General features: G+C 75.8%; 8 protein-coding genes. 4 read left to right on the top strand and 4 right to left on the bottom strand.

Annotated elements, in window-relative coordinates; translation table 11 throughout:
* Positions 1-75 precede the first annotated feature (75 nt).
* From glgX to IE219_RS08160, 4 genes are all read left to right on the top strand, one after another.
* Positions 76-2277: a glycogen debranching protein GlgX gene (glgX, locus tag IE219_RS08175; protein WP_189975883.1), complete on the top strand. Its 2202-nt coding sequence runs from the start codon at positions 76-78 to the stop codon at positions 2275-2277.
* Positions 2278-2376: 99 nt separating this feature from the next.
* Positions 2377-4215 (top strand): ABC transporter ATP-binding protein, encoded by a 1839-nt coding sequence (locus tag IE219_RS08170; protein WP_189975882.1) that lies wholly within the window; start codon positions 2377-2379, stop codon positions 4213-4215.
* Entirely contained in the window at positions 4212-6059 is a 1848-nt protein-coding gene (locus IE219_RS08165; RefSeq protein WP_189975881.1) for an ABC transporter ATP-binding protein, read from the top strand. Before IE219_RS08170 ends, IE219_RS08165 begins: the two co-directional genes overlap by 4 nt.
* Before the next feature lie 493 nt (positions 6060-6552).
* A complete protein-coding gene (locus IE219_RS08160) occupies positions 6553-8580 on the top strand; it encodes a M4 family metallopeptidase (protein ID WP_189975880.1) in 2028 nt (675 codons plus the stop codon).
* A 74-nt stretch (positions 8581-8654) separates the two neighbouring features.
* Here IE219_RS08160 and IE219_RS08155 read toward each other — a convergent pair whose 3' ends face one another.
* From IE219_RS08155 to IE219_RS08140, 4 genes are all read right to left on the bottom strand, one after another.
* Positions 8655-10187 carry a sensor histidine kinase gene (locus IE219_RS08155; protein WP_189975879.1) on the bottom strand — a complete coding sequence of 511 codons (1533 nt, stop codon included), beginning with the start codon at positions 10185-10187 and terminating at the stop codon, positions 8655-8657.
* The gene (locus tag IE219_RS08150) at positions 10180-10920 is read right to left on the bottom strand and encodes a response regulator transcription factor (protein WP_189975878.1); all 741 of its coding nucleotides are present in this window, start codon (positions 10918-10920) and stop codon (positions 10180-10182) included. Before IE219_RS08150 ends, IE219_RS08155 begins: the two co-directional genes overlap by 8 nt.
* A 71-nt stretch (positions 10921-10991) precedes the next feature.
* On the bottom strand, positions 10992-13547 hold the full coding sequence (gene glgP, locus IE219_RS08145) for an alpha-glucan family phosphorylase (protein ID WP_189975877.1): 2556 nt from the start codon (positions 13545-13547) through the stop codon (positions 10992-10994).
* Entirely contained in the window at positions 13544-14971 is a 1428-nt protein-coding gene (locus IE219_RS08140; RefSeq protein ID WP_268256831.1) for an AraC family transcriptional regulator, read from the bottom strand. The genes glgP and IE219_RS08140 overlap by 4 nt, the downstream gene beginning before the upstream one ends.
* Positions 14972-14986 lie beyond the last annotated feature (15 nt).

The raw sequence follows: 14986 nt of genomic DNA, 5'->3' as shown, positions 1-14986 counted from the left end.
GCGGACGCGCGGGACGGGGCCGGGACGCCCCGGCCCCGGCGCGGGCCCCCGCCGGAGCCGCGGGAGGCCAGGGCGGTGTCGAGCGCAGCCGGACGGCGGGCGGGAGACGGGCGGACCGGGGGGCGGGCCGCGCCCCCGGTGTGGCCGGGCGCGCCCACCCCGCTCGGGGCCCGCTGCCGCACCGGCCCCGACGGCACCCGGGGCACCAACTTCGCCCTGTGGGCGGGCGGCGCCGAGGCCGTCGAGCTGTGCCTCTTCGACGACGACGGCGCCGAGACCCGGCTGCCGCTGACCGAGCTGACCCACGAGATCTGGCACGGCTTCGTGCCCGGCACCGGCCCCGGGCAGCGGTACGGCTACCGGGTGCACGGCCGCTGGGACCCGTGGACCGGCGCCCGCTGGAACCCGGCCAAACTGCTCCTCGACCCGTACGCGCGAGCCGTCGACGGCGACTTCGCGCTGCCCCCGGAGACGTACGGACACGTCCGCGACTGGCCGCAGCAGCACGTCGCCGACACCGTCCGCGACGAGCGCGACTCCGCCCCGCACGTCCCCAAGGGGGTCGTCGTCCGGGACGACGACGACTGGTCCGACGACCGCCGCCCCAAGACGCCCTGGCAGGACTCCGTCCTCTACGAGCTCCACGTCAAGGGCTTCACCAAGCTGCACCCGGGCGTCCCCGAGCACCTGCGCGGCACCTACGCCGGGCTCGCCCACCCGGCCGCGGTCGACCACCTCGTCCGGCTCGGCGTGACCGCCGTCGAGCTGCTGCCGGTCCACCAGTTCGCCCACGAGGACCACCTGCTGCGCCGCGGCCTCACCAACTACTGGGGCTACAACTCCATCGGCTACTTCGCCCCGCACGCCGGCTACTCCTCCTCCGGCACCACCGGGCAGCAGGTCGGCGAGTTCAAGCGGATGGTGCGGGCGCTGCACGCGGCCGGCATCGAGGTGATCCTCGACGTGGTCTACAACCACACCGCCGAGGCGGGCGAGCTGGGCCCCACCCTCTCCCTCAAGGGCATCGACAACCGCGGCTACTACCGGCTCCAGTCCGACGCCCGCCGCTACACCGACTACACCGGCTGCGGCAACACCCTGCACGTCGTCCAGCCGCAGGTCCTCCGGCTCATCACCGACAGCCTGCGCTACTGGGTGACCGAGATGGGCGTGGACGGCTTCCGCTTCGACCTGGCGGCGGCCCTCGCCCGCTCCCTGCACGACGTCGACATGCTCTCGCCGTTCCTCGCCGTCATCGCCCAGGACCCCGTGCTGCGCCGGGTCAAGCTGATCGCCGAGCCCTGGGACGTCGGCAGCGGCGGCTACCAGGTCGGCTCCTTCCCCCCGCTGTGGACCGAGTGGAACGACCGCTACCGGGACGCCGTACGGGACTTCTGGCGCGGCGCGCTGCCCGACGTGCGCGACCTCGGCTACCGGCTCTCCGGCTCCAGCGACCTCTACGCCTGGGGCGGCCGCCGCCCCTACGCCTCCGTCAACTTCGTCACCGCCCACGACGGCTTCACCCTGCGCGACCTGGTCAGCTACGAGCGCAAGCACAACGAGGCCAACGGCGAGGGCAACCGCGACGGCACCCACGACAACCGCTCCTGGAACGGCGGCACCGAGGGCGAGAGCGACGACCCGGAGGTCAACGCGGTCCGGCTGCGCCGGCTGCGCGGCCTGCTCACCACCCTGCTGCTCTCCACCGGCGTCCCCATGCTGGTCGCGGGGGACGAGATGGGCCGCACCCAGGGCGGCAACAACAACGCCTACTGCCAGGACAACGCGACGAGCTGGCTCGACTGGACGCTCCCCGACGACCCCGGCCGCGCCCAGCTCCTCGCCCTCACCCGGCGGCTGATCGCCCTGCGCCACCGCCACCCGGTGCTGCGCCGCCGCGCCTTCTTCTCCGGCCGGCCGCAGGGCGCCGACGGGCTGCGCGACCTCGCCTGGTTCGGCCCCGGCGGCACCGAGATGACCGAGGCCGACTGGTACGCCCCCTCGGCCACCCTCGCCCTCTACCTGTCGGGCCGCGACATACCGGGCCGGGACGAGCGCGGCGAGCCCGTCACCGACGACAGCTTCCTCGCCGTGCTCCACGCGGGCCCCGAACCGCTGGACTTCCCGCTGCCCGGACCCCCCTGGGCCCGCTCCTACGCCCGCGTCCTCGACACCGCCCTCGACGACCAGACCACCGCCCCCGGCACGGAGCACCCGGGCGGCTCCGTGCTGCCGGTGGGGGCCCGGTCGGTGGTGCTGCTGCGGGTGACGGGGTGAGCGGGGGCGCGCCGGAAGGGCCCGGAGGACCGGGGACGGAAAGGGCGGGGCCGAAAATCGGGTGAGTGCTGTCAGCAACGACTCGTAGAGTCGGACCTGATGCCCGAGAAACCTGACCTCCCCGAGAACCGTCCCGTCCGCGCCTCCGCGGTGCGGGTGCTGCTGCGGCTCTGGCCGTACCTGCGACCCGTGCGCGCGCGGTTCTTCACCGCCGCCGCCGTCGCGGTCGTCGCCTCCTGTCTGTCGCTCGTGATCCCGCTGGTCCTGAAGTGGCTGGTGGACGGGCCGGTCGCGGACCGGGACCCCGGCGGGGTGTGGCTGGGCGCGCTGTACCTGCTGCTGCTCGGGATCACCGAGGCCGCCCTGTTCGGGCTGCGGCGGTGGCTGGTGGCGCGCCCGCTGTCCTCGGTCGAGGCCCGGATGCGGGAGGACCTGTACGGGCGGCTCCAGCGGCTGCCGATCGCCTTCCACGACCGGTGGGCGTCCGGCCAGCTGCTCTCGCGCGGCACCACGGACCTCATGGTCATCCGGATGTTCCTGGCCTTCCCGCTGACCTTCCTGCTGGTCAACGGCGTGACGATCCTGGTCGGCTGCGCCCTGCTGCTGGCCCAGGACGGGACGCTCGGCCTGGTGCTGCTGGCGCCGGTGATCCCGCTGGTGGTGCTCTGCTCGTACTTCGAGAAGCGGTACGGGACGGTGTCCCGGCGCGCCCAGGACCAGGTGGGCGACCTGACGACGGTGGTGGAGGAGAGCGTCCTCGGCATCCGGATCGTCAAGGGCTTCGGGCGGCACCGCAGCCAGGCGGACGCCTTCCGCCGGCTGGCCTCGCTGCTGCGCTCCACCGAGCTGTCCAAGGCGCGGCTGCTGGCCGCCATCTGGGCCGTGATCACGGTCCTGCCGGAGCTGGCGATCGGCACGGCGCTGGTGCTGGGCTCGGTGCGGGTCGCGGACGGCGACCTGTCGGCGGGCACCCTGGTGGCCTTCCTGTCGACGGCGCTCGCGCTGCGCTGGCCGGTGGACTCGATCGGCTTCCTGCTGGCGATGAGCCAGGAGGCGGTGACGGCGACGCAGCGGTACTTCGAGGTGCTGGACGCGGAGCCGGAGCGGGACGCGGACGCCGGTACGGGCTCCGCCGGCGCGGCCGGCGGGCGGGAGGCCGGGGTGCGGTTCGAGAAGGTGACCTTCCGCTACCCGGACGCGCCGGACGGCGCGCCGCCCGTCCTGGACGCGGTCGACCTGCACGTGCGGCCGGGCGAGACGCTCGCCCTGGTGGGCGCCACCGGCTCCGGCAAGACCACGCTGACGGCGCTGGTGCCCCGGCTGCACGAGGCGACCGGTGGCCGGATCCTGCTGGACGGCGAGGACATCGCCCTGATGGAGCGGGAGCGGCTGCGGTCGCTGGTCGCGGTGGCCTTCGAGGAGCCCACCCTCTTCTCGGCGAGCGTCGGGGAGAACGTGCTGATGGGCGCGGGCCCCGGCGCCGGTGAGCCGGAGCTGGGCCGGGCGCTGGGCATCGCGCAGGCGGACGGCTTCGTCGGGCGGCTGCCGGAGGGGTCGGCGACGCAGGTCGGCGAGCAGGGGCTGAGCCTGTCGGGCGGTCAGCGGCAGCGGCTGGCGCTGGCCCGCGCGGTGGCCGGACGGCCCCGCTTCCTGGTGCTCGACGATCCGCTGTCGGCGCTGGACGTGCACACCGAGGCGCGGGTGGAGGCGGCCCTGCGCGAGGTGCTGCGGGAGACGACGGCGCTGGTGGTGGCGCACCGGCCGTCGACGGTGATGCTGGCCGACCGGGTGGCGCTGCTGTCCGGTGGCCGGATCACGGCGGTCGGCACCCATCAGGAACTGCTGCGCGCGAGTGTCGAGTACGCGTGGCTGATGTCGGGCGAGGGCCGGGCGGCCGGGGAAGCGGCCGGGGCGGGCGAAGGGGGCGGGGAGCGATGACGGAGACCGTGCTCGCGGAGCCGGAGGAGCGGGTCCGGGAGGCGTCGGCGGGTGATCCCTTCGACCGGGACGACCTGCCCGCGCCGGCCGGGGCGACGGGGGCGCTGCTGCGCTCGCTGCTCGCCGCGCACCGCCTCCGGGTGGCGGTGGCGGCGCTGGTGCTGCTGCTGAAGGAGGCGGCGGTCCAGGCGGGCCCGCTGCTGGTGGCGTACGCGATCGACCGGGGGGTGCCGGCCTTCCGGGCCGGGGACCACGGGCCGCTGGTGGCGGTGGCGGTGGGGTACCTGCTGTGCGCGGTGGGCGCCGGGGCGCTCCAGTACGTCTTCGTGCGGGGGGCGGCGCGGATCAACCAGGACGTGCTGCTGGACCTGCGGGGGCGGATCTTCCGGCACGCGCAGGTGCTGAGCGTGGACTTCCACGAGCGGTACACCTCGGGCCGGCTGATCTCGCGGTCGACGACGGACGTGGAGTCGCTGCGGGAGCTGCTGTCGGAGGGGCTCCAGGAACTGATCGGCGTGGTCCTGTCGTTCGTGTCGATCTCGCTGGTGCTGCTCTGGCTGGACCTGGGGATCGGGGCGGTGGCGGTGGCCTCGTTCGGTCCGCTGTACCTGCTGGTGCGGATGTACCGGCGGCGGGCCGGGGCGGTCTACGCGGAGCGGTCGACGGCGATCGCCGGGGTGATCGTGAAGTTCGCGGAGACGATGAACGGGATCCGGCCGGTGCGGGCCTTCCGCCGGGAGCGGGTGAACGAGGCGGAGTTCGGGGCGCTCAACCACCGGCACGAGCGGAGCAACGGCGACGCGCTCCTGGAGATGGCCCGCTACGTGGTCGGCTCGCGGCTGGTGGCGAACACGGCGGTGGCCGGGATGTGCCTGTGGGGCGCCTACCGGGTGGCGGACGGTTCGCTGGAGCTGGGCGTGCTGGCGGCGGCGGTGCTGTACGTGCGGCGGCTGTACGACCCGATCGACCGGCTGGGCATGTTCCTCAACTCGTACGAGTCGGCGGCGGCGTCGCTGGCGAAGATCGCGGGCCTGCTGGCGCAGGAGCCGGGGGTCCCGGAGGCGGCGGCGCCGCGCGCGCTGCCGGAGCGGGCGGGCGGGGCGCCGGGCCGCGAGGTCGTCTTCGAGGACGTCCGCTTCGCCTACCGCACCGGCGGCGAGGTGCTGCCCGCCTTCGGCCTGCGGATCCCGGCCGGGCAGACGGTGGCGGTGGTCGGGGCGACCGGGGCGGGCAAGTCGACGCTGGCGAAGCTGCTGGCCCGCTTCTACGACCCGACGGACGGCCGGGTGCTGCTGGACGGGGTGGACCTGCGGGAGCTGTCCGCGCCGGAGCTGCGGCGCGGGGTGGTGATGGTGACGCAGGAGGCGTTCCTGTTCTCGGGGACGGTGGCGGAGAACATCGCGATCGGGCGGCCGGAGGCGAGCCGGGAGGAGATCGAGGCGGCGGCGCGGGCGATCGGCGCGCACGACTTCATCGCCGGGCTGCCGGACGGCTACGACACGGACGTGCGCAAGCGGGGCGGCCGGATCTCGGCGGGCCAGCGGCAGCTGGTGGCCTTCGCGCGGGCGCTGCTGGCGGATCCGGCGGTGCTGATCCTGGACGAGGCGACGAGTTCGCTGGACGTGCCGGGCGAGCGGGCGGTGCAGCGGGCGATGGACACGGTCCTGGCGGGCCGTACGGCGGTGGTCATCGCGCACCGGCTGTCCACGGTCGAGGTGGCCGACCGGGTCCTGGTGATGGAGGGCGGCCGGATCGTGGAGGACGGCTCCCCGGCGGAGCTGGTCGGCGGCGAGGGGCGCTACGCGGGTCTGCACCGCGCCTGGCGCGACTCCCTGACGGGCTGAGCCCTTTTCCGTACGGACGCCCGGACCTCCTCCCGCGAGGGGGTCCGGGCGTTTCCGCGCCGACGGCCGCGCCGGCGCCGGGCGGGGGCCGGACGGACGCCGGGCCGGGGGCTCGGAGGGCAGAGGGATCACGCCGTACGAATCCGGCCATCGGTTCGGTAAAGGCGTCCGGCGTCCGACGGGCGGGACGGCGGCGCGGGCGCGGCGGCCCGGCCGCGCGCCCCTCGGGGGATTCCCGCAGGGAGAACGGCACGTGACGCTCCGTTCATGATCGATGAAACGTCCGGTTAACGAACGCGGCCGTACGCGCAGCGGACGACTTCCGGCCAAGTTGTTGACGCGCTCCTGACAGGTACCGCCGGTAGCTGCCAATCTCTCCCCCGTTCGATCGCAACAGCGTTCGCAGCGTCACACGTTCGTGAGTCACCGCTCTGCTTGCTCCGCCCGGTCCGTCTCCCAGCGGTCCGGTACCCCCCTCGCAAAAGGAGTCCGCGTGAGATCCACGCCCAGCCGCCGCGCCACCGCGACCGGCGCGCTCATCGCCGCCGCCGCCATGATCGCCGTCGGTGTCCAGGCCGGCAGCGCCTCCGCCGACATCGGCTGGCCCGTCGCCCCCCAGGCCCAGGCCGGCAACGGAGCCAACCCCGGCAAGCTCCCCGCCGACCTCTCCCCCGCCCAGCGCACCGCGCTGATCAAGGCCGCCGACGCCGGCAAGGCCGAGACGGCCAAGGAGATCGGCCTCGGCGCCCAGGAGAAGCTCGTCGTCCGCGACGTCGTCCAGGACCGCGACGGCACCACCCACACCCGCTACGAGCGCACCTACGCGGGCCTCCCGGTCCTCGGCGGCGACCTGATCGTCGCGGAGACCAAGGCCGGCGCCACCGCCGGGGTCACCAAGTCCTCCCGGGCCGAGCTGAAGAACGTCGACCTCACCGCCACCGCCGCCCCGGCCGCCGCGGAGAAGCAGGCCCTCGGCCTCGCCTCCGCCGACGGCTCGAAGTCGGTCAAGAGCGAGGGCGCCCCGCGCAAGGTCGTCTGGATGGCCTCCGGCGCCCCCGTCCTCGCCTACGAGACGGTCGTCGGCGGCTTCCAGTCCGACGGCACGCCCAACGAGCTGCACGTCGTGACGGACGCCAAGACCGGCGCGAAGCTCTTCGAGTGGCAGGGCGTCGAGAAGGGCACCGGCAACACGCAGTACAGCGGCCAGGTGACCCTCGGCACCGCGCCGTCGTACACGCTGACCGACACCACGCGCGGCAACCACAAGACGTACAACCTCAACGGTGGTTCGTCCGGCACCGGCACCCTCTTCAGCAACACCACCGACGTGTGGGGCAACGGCCTCCCCTCCAACAAGGAGACGGCCGGCGCCGACGCCCACTACGGCGCCGCGCTCACCTGGGACTACTACAAGAACGTGCACGGCCGCTCCGGCATCCGCGGTGACGGCGTCGGCGCGTACTCCCGGGTCCACTACGGCAACGCCTACGTCAACGCGTTCTGGCAGGACAGCTGCTTCTGCATGACGTACGGCGACGGCTCGGGCAACTCCAAGCCGCTCACGTCCATCGACGTGGCCGCCCACGAGATGACGCACGGCGTCACCGCCGCCACCGCCAACCTCACCTACAGCGGCGAGTCCGGCGGCCTCAACGAGGCCACCTCGGACATCTTCGCGGCGGCCGTCGAGTTCTACGCCAACAACGCGCAGGACAAGGGCGACTACCTCGTCGGCGAGAAGATCGACATCAACGGCGACGGCACCCCGCTGCGCTACATGGACAAGCCGAGCAAGGACGGCGCGTCCAAGGACGCCTGGTACTCCGGCATCGGCAACGTCGACGTCCACTACTCCTCGGGCCCGGCGAACCACTTCTACTACCTGCTCTCCGAGGGCAGCGGCGCCAAGACGATCAACGGCGTCAACTACGACTCGCCGACCTCCGACGGCCTGCCCGTCACCGGCATCGGCCGCGACAAGGCCTCGCTGATCTGGTTCAAGGCGCTCACCACCAAGTTCGGCTCCTCGACCAACTACGCCGGCGCCCGCACGGGCACCGTCGCCGCCGCCACCGAGCTGTACGGCGCGGGCAGCGCCGAGGTCACGGCCGTCGAGAACGCCTGGGCCGCCATCAACGTCGGCACCCGCCCCGGCGGCGGCAACCCGCCCACCGGCAAGGTCTTCGAGAACACCGCCGACGTCTCCGTCCCGGACAACGGCGCGGCCGTCACCTCCTCGGTGACCGTCTCCGGCGTCACCGGCAACGCCCCCTCCAACCTGGCGGTCGGCGTGAACATCGTCCACACCTGGATCGGTGACCTCGTGGTCGACCTGATCGCGCCCGACGGCTCGGTCTACAACCTCCACAACCGCACCGGCAGCAGCACCGACAACATCAACCAGACCTACACCGTCAACGCCTCCTCCGAGGTCGCCAACGGCGTCTGGAAGCTCCGCGTGCAGGACAAGGCCTCGGCCGACACCGGCTACATCAACAGCTTCAAGCTGACCTTCCCGTAAGCCCCCCGGGCCCACGGAACCGGCACGAAGCAGCGGAAGCCCGGAGGGGACCCCCCTCCGGGCTTCCGCCCGTCTCAGCGCAGGTCGGCCACCGACGCCAGCCGGCCCGCCGCGAAGCACAGCCGGTACACCGGCACGTCCGCGAAGACCGTCGCCCGGTAGTAGCGGCACTCGTCCATGCCCGCCGGCTCCGGCGGCAGCCCCGGCGGCAGGTGCTGGAGCGGGCGCTCGGGCAGATCGTCCACCAGCTCCCCGTACTCCTGCCCGACCAGCAGCCGCTCCCGGTTGTCCGGCTCCATGTACGAGCGGGACTGCGACCACACCGCGACCCCGGCCGTCAGCACCGTCAGCGCGGCGAGCAGCGCCAGCGGGATCCAGATCGCCCGCAGCAGGTCCTCGCGGACCCGGCGGCGGGCCCGGTCCAGCTCCCGCGCCGAGGTCGGCGCGGCGGGCGGCGCGGCGGGGGCCCGCCGGGGCAGCACCGCCGTCAGGACGAAGCCGCCGTCCGGCGCCGGGCCGTGGGCGAGCCGGCCGCCCGCCAGCCGGACCCGCTCGTCGAGGCCGACCAGACCGGAGCCGGAGGAACCCGGCGGCGGGGCGTCCGGCGGCCCGTCCGACGGCCCGTTCACCACCCGCACCGTCACCCGCGCGGCGTCCTGCCGCAGCTCGACCGCGACCGGGGCGCCCGGCGCGTGCCGGGCCGCGTTCGTCAGCCCCTCCTGCACCACCCGGTGCAGCGCCCGGCCCGCCATGCCCGGCGGCTCCGGCGGCTCCGGCGGCTCCGCGCCGGTGAGCGCCACCGCGAGGCCGGACTCCCTGGCCCGGTCCACCAGCGCGCCGACCGTCTCGTCCGGCGGCGTCGTCGGCGCCCCCGCCCCCTCCTCCCGCAGCACCCCGATCACGTCCCGGAGCCGCTCGGTGGCGTCCGCCGCCGCCCGGCGCAGGTCGCCCGCCGCCCGCTGCTGCTCGGGGCCGAGCCCCGGATCCACCTCCAGGACGCCCGCCCGGACCGCGATCAGCGCCAGGTCGTGGCCGAGGGAGTCATGCATGTCCCCGGCGATCCGCGACCGCTCCCGCAGCCGCTCCCGGTCGGCGACCGCCGCCTGCTCCCGCTCCATCCGGTCCGCCAGCTCCCAGCCGCTGCGCACCAGCCGGTCGTACTGGCGCACGTACCGGCCGACCAGCCACGGCGCCACGACCGCCAGCGCGAGGACGAGCAGCAGGGTGAACCAGGGGCCGAGGGAGGTGCCGGTGAGCCGGGCGAGCGCCAGCCCCGCCACCGCCACCGCGCCGAACAGCCACAGCGCGCCGCGCGTCTGGTCCTGCCGCCGCCCGGCGAGGTAGCCGAAGGCGACGAGGGCGAGGACGTACGCGGGGGTGAGGAGCTCCAGGGAGGCGTGCAGGCTCGCCGCGGCCACGAGCGCGAGCGGCACCAGCGGCCGGCGGCGGCCGGCCGCGACGCAGCCGCCGAGCACGGTGACCCCGGCCGCGACCTGGAACCAGGACCCGCCGTCGGCCGGGTCGGAGCGGAGCAGCACCGGGACGCAGAGCAGCACCCAGAGCGCCAGGTCGAAGAGGCGCCGGCGGGCCGGGGAGGTCTCAGGCACCGGCCGGACCCCGGCCGCCGGGCCCCGGCCCTCCGCCCGGTACGGCGCCCGGCGCGGAGCCCGTACCGCCCGCGTCGCCCGCCTCCGCGACCAGTCCCGCCTCGTGGGCGAGGACGGCGAGCTGGACCCGGTTGCGCAGGCCGAGGCGGCCGAGGACCGCGCTCACGTGCGCCTTGACGGTGCCCTCGACGACCCGCATGCGGGCGGCGATCTCCTGGTTGGAGCAGCCCGCCGCGAGCAGCGAGACGACCTCCCGCTCGCGGCCGGTGAGCGGGGCGAGCCGGGCGCGGGCGGTGGCGGCGCGGGTCAGCCGGACCCCGCCGAGGGTGTCGATGACCCGGCGGGCGACGGTCGGCGAGAGCGCCGCGCCACCGGCGGCGACGGCCCGGACCCCGGCGATGAGCTCGCGCGGATCGCCCGACTTGAGGAGGAAGCCGTCCACGCCGCCGCCGAGGGCGCGGGCGATGTAGTCGTCCTCGGAGAAGGTGGTGAGCATGACGACCGCCGTGCCGGGCAGCAGGCGGCGCAGCTCCCCGGCGGCGGCGAGGCCGTCGAGGCGGGGCATCCGGATGTCGAGCAGGGCCACGTCGGGCCGGTGGGCGCGGGCCGCCTCCACCGCCTCGTGGCCGTCACCGGCCTCGGCCACCACCTCGATGCCGGGGTCGGTGGTGAGGATGGCCCGCACCCCGGCCCGGATCATCGCCTCGTCGTCCGCGAGCAGCACCCTGATCATGCGTCCAGCGTAGGCGGGCGCCGAGTGCAGCGGGGGAAGCGCGGGCCGGGAGGGGCGCGGGCCGGAAGGGGCTATCTCAGGAGCACCCCCGCGCCCTCGCCGCCCACGCCCTCCGGCAGGGCGATCAGGCCGGTCTCGGCGGGGTGGGCGAGCAGCGGGTGGGCGGGCAGCACCCGGACCGTGCAGCCGAAGGGGCCGGTGCGGTCCAGCTCCAGGGTGCCCGCGTACGGCTGCCGGCCCTCCAGGTCCGGGCCGCCGGCCGGCTTGAGGGCGACGGCCCGGGTGCCGGTCAGGGTGTCCTCGGCGTCCACCCGGCCGGTGACGGCCTGCACCTCGACGTCGTCGGGGGCCAGGCCGCCGAGCGCGACCCGGACCCGGACCTGCGGGGTGGCGCCGAGTTCGGCACCGGCCTCGGCGAGGTCGTCGCCGATCTCCACGTGCTCCACCGCGACCGCCGGCCAGGCCGCCCGGACCCGGGCCTTCCAGGCGGCGAGCTGCCGGGCCCGGTCCGGGGCGAGCGCCCGGCGGGCCGCGGCGGCGGGGTCGTACAGCCGCTCCGTGTACTCCCGCACCATCCGGTCGGCGAGCACCTTGGGGCCGAGGTCGGCGAGGGTGCGGCGGACCATCGCGGTCCAGGCGGCGGGGACCCCGTCGGCGCCCCGGTCGTAGAAGCGGGGGGCGACCCGCCGCTCGACCAGTTCGTAGAGGGCGGCGGCCTCCAGGTCGTCGCGGCGCTCCTCGTCGGCCGCGGCGGCGCCGTCGGCGGTGGGGATGGCCCAGCCGAACTCGGGGGCGTACCACTCGTCCCACCAGCCGTCGAGGACGGAGAGGTTGAGGCAGCCGTTGAGGGCGGCCTTCATGCCGCTGGTGCCGCACGCCTCCAGCGGGCGCAGCGGGTTGTTGAGCCAGACGTCGCAGCCGGGGTAGAGGCCGCGGGCCATCTCCATGCCGTAGTCGGGCAGGAAGACGATCCGGTGCCGGACCCGGGGGTCGTCGGCGAAGCGCACCAGCTCCCGCACCAGCTTCTTGCCGCCGTCGTCGGCGGGGTGCGCCTTGCCCGCGACGACGAGCTGGACCGGCCGTTCGGGGTGGAGCAGCAGGGCGCGCAGCCGGTCCGGGTCGCGCAGCATCAGGGTGAGCCGCTTGTACGAGGGGACGCGGCGGGCGAAGCCGATGGTGAGGACGTCGGGGTCGAGGACGCCGTCGGTCCAGCCGAGTTCGGCGGCGGCCGCGCCGCGCTGGAGCCAGGAGGCCCGCAGCCGCTCCCGGACGTCGCCGACGAGCCGTTCGCGCAGCGTGCGGCGGGTCTCCCAGATCTCCCGGTCGGAGGCGTCGGGGCCGAGGGCGGCGGCCTCGGGGGCGGTCCAGGTGGGGGCGTGGACGCCGTTGGTGACGGAGGTGATCGGCACCTCGTCGGCGTCGAAGCCGGGCCAGAGCCCGGCGAACATCTCGCGGCTGACGGCGCCGTGCAGGGTGGAGACGCCGTTGGCCCGCTGGGCGAGGCGCAGTCCCATGGCGGCCATGTTGAAGACGCCGGGGTCGCCGCCGAGCGGGGTCTCGTCGCCGAGGGCGAGGACCCGGCCGGTGTCGAGGCCGGGCAGGACGCCGTCGTCGCCGAGGTGGCGGGCGACCAGCTCGCGGTCGAAGCGGTCGATGCCGGCCGGGACGGGGGTGTGGGTGGTGAAGACGGTGCCGGCCCGGACGGCCTCCAGGGCGGCGTCGAAGTCGAGCCCCTCGCCCTGGAGTTCGCGGACCCGCTCCAGGCCGAGGAAGCCGGCGTGGCCCTCGTTGGTGTGGAAGACCTCGGGCTCGGGGTGGCCGGTGATCCGGGTGTACGCGCGGACGGCGCGGACCCCGCCGACGCCGAGCAGCAGCTCCTGGAGGAGCCGGTGCTCGCTGCCGCCGCCGTACAGCCGGTCGGTGACGCCGCGCTCGCCGGGGTCGTTCTCCTCCACGTCGGAGTCGAGCATCAGCAGCGGGACCCGGCCGACCCGGGCCACCCAGATCTGGGCGTGCAGACCGCGGCCGCCGGGCAGCGCCAGGGCGATCCGGGCGGGGGCGCCGCCGGGCTCGCGGAGCGGGGCGACGGGCAGCTCGCCGGGGTCGAGGACGGGGTACTGCTCCTGCTGCCAGCCGTCCCGGCCGAGGGACTGGCGGAAGTAGCCGTGCCGGTAGAGCAGGCCGACGCCGATCAGCGGGACGCCGAGGTCGCTGGCGGACTTGAGGTGGTCGCCGGCGAGGATGCCGAGCCCGCCGGAGTACTGCGGCAGGGCGGCGGCGACGCCGAACTCGGGCGAGAAGTACGCCACGGCCGCGGGCCCGTCGCCGGTGCCGCGCCGCTGGTACCAGCGGGGCCCGGTCAGGTAGGCGTCGAGGTCGGCGGCGGCCCCGGCGAGCCGGTCGAGGAAGTCCCGGTCGGCGGCGAGGGCGGCGAGCCGGGGGGCCTCCAGGGCGCCGAGGACCCGCACCGGGTCGGCCCCGGCGGGAACGCCCTCGGGGGCGAGGGAGTCGAAGAGGGCCCGGGTCGGCCCGTGCCAGGACCAGCGCAGGTTGCCGGCCAGCTCGGCGAGGGGGCGGAGGGGGTCGGGGAGGACAGGACGCACGGTGAATCGACGGATTGCCTTCACTCCCCCACCTTCCCAGGACCGTGGCGGAACGTGTCGGCACCGCCACGCTGCGCGTCCGGCGTGCCGCGCCGGGGCGCGGCGGCCCGGTACTCCCCGGGGGTGGTGCCGTAGGCGGTGCGGAAGGCCAGGTGGAAGCCGGCCCGGCTGTGGTAGCCGACCCGGGCGGGCACCGCGGGCTGGGGCAGCGAGGTCTCGGCGAGCAGCCGGGCCGCCTCCCGCATCCGGCGGGCCGTGAGGTGGCGGGCGGGCGGGGTGCCGACGGCCTCGTGGAAGGCGGCGGTGAAGGCGGAGCGGGACATCCCGGCCTCGCGGGCGAGCGCGGCCACGGTCCAGGGTTCGGCGTAGCGGTGCTCGACGGCGGCGAGGGCCCGCGCGAGGCCGGAGCGCGGGGGGAGGCGGGGCGGCGGGGCGGCGGCGGCGAGGGCGAGGGCGGTCTCGAAGGCCCGCAGGGCGAGCAGCCGGTCGCCGGGGCCGGGGCGGCGGCCGGGGGCGGCGAGCAGCCGGAGGGTGGCGCGGAGCAGCGGGGCCTGCTCGATCCGGCCCCGGCCCAGGGCGAGGGCGCGGGGCAGGGCGGCGGCGAGGACGGCGGTCCCGGGGCCCGGGGCGAGCCGGGCGCTCAGCAGCCGCACGGGCGGCCCGGGGCCCCCGAGCTCGTACCGCCGGACGACGGGCACGGCCCCGGAGGCGGTCCCGTACGCGGCACCGGGCCCGGTCTCGTATACGGCCCCGCATGCGGAGCCGGTCCCGTACGCCGTCCCGGCACCGGACTCGGTCCCGGGCTCGGTCCCGTATGCGGAGGCGGTACCGGAGGCCGTCCCGGCACCAGGCGCGGCACCAGGATCTGTCCCGGGCGCGGCCCCGGGCGCAGCACCGGGATCGACACAGGGCCCGGCACCGGACTCGGCACCGGGACCGGAGCGCGGAGCCCCCGGAGTGCCGGGGCGGGTCGTGAGCCGGTGGCGGGCGCCCGCGGGGAGCAGGGCGAGGTCGCCGGCGGCGAGGTCGAGGGGGGCGGTGCCGGCGGCGGTGAGCCGGCAGCGGCCGTCGAGCACGTAGTGCAGGACGGCCCGGTCGGTGTCGGCGTTCCTGGGGATGCGCACCTCCGGGGGCCGGTGACGGCGGAGCGTCAGGGTAGCGAGGGGCGGCGGCCGGGGCCGGATGCCCCGGCGGCGGGGCGGGTCTCCCCGTCCGGACCGGACTCCTGCCCGGATCAGTACGCCCCAGTAGTTAACAAAGCGCCGGGATTGCCCGCCCCTCCGGCGGGGGAGGGCTTCTCCGAGACCCCTCCCCGCCTGCCCCGTTCCCCCGCCCGTTCTTCGTACGGAACCGTTTCCGCCGTCCGCCCGCCCCCTCGGACGGCGGCCCGCCGTCCGGGTGATCGCGGGCGGCCCCGGCGCTGCCCGCGACCGACCGGCCCCCGGCACGGCTAGAAAGGGCGC

It is taken from the genome of Streptomyces termitum, assembly GCF_014650175.1.
GTDB classification, from domain to species: domain Bacteria; phylum Actinomycetota; class Actinomycetes; order Streptomycetales; family Streptomycetaceae; genus Streptomyces; species Streptomyces termitum.
Note: the sequence above shows the minus strand (reverse complement) of the source record. Positions and strands in the feature narration are given on the sequence as shown.

What these genes read in the sequence shown, in the direction of transcription:
- IE219_RS08165 (WP_189975881.1), top strand. Translation starts at nt 4,212, where the DNA reads ATGACGGAGACCGTGCTCGCGGAGCCGGAGGAGCGGGTCCGGGAGGCG.
- IE219_RS08170 (WP_189975882.1), top strand. Translation starts at nt 2,377, where the DNA reads ATGCCCGAGAAACCTGACCTCCCCGAGAACCGTCCCGTCCGCGCCTCC.
- IE219_RS08150 (WP_189975878.1), bottom strand. Translation starts at nt 10,920, where the DNA reads ATGATCAGGGTGCTGCTCGCGGACGACGAGGCGATGATCCGGGCCGGG.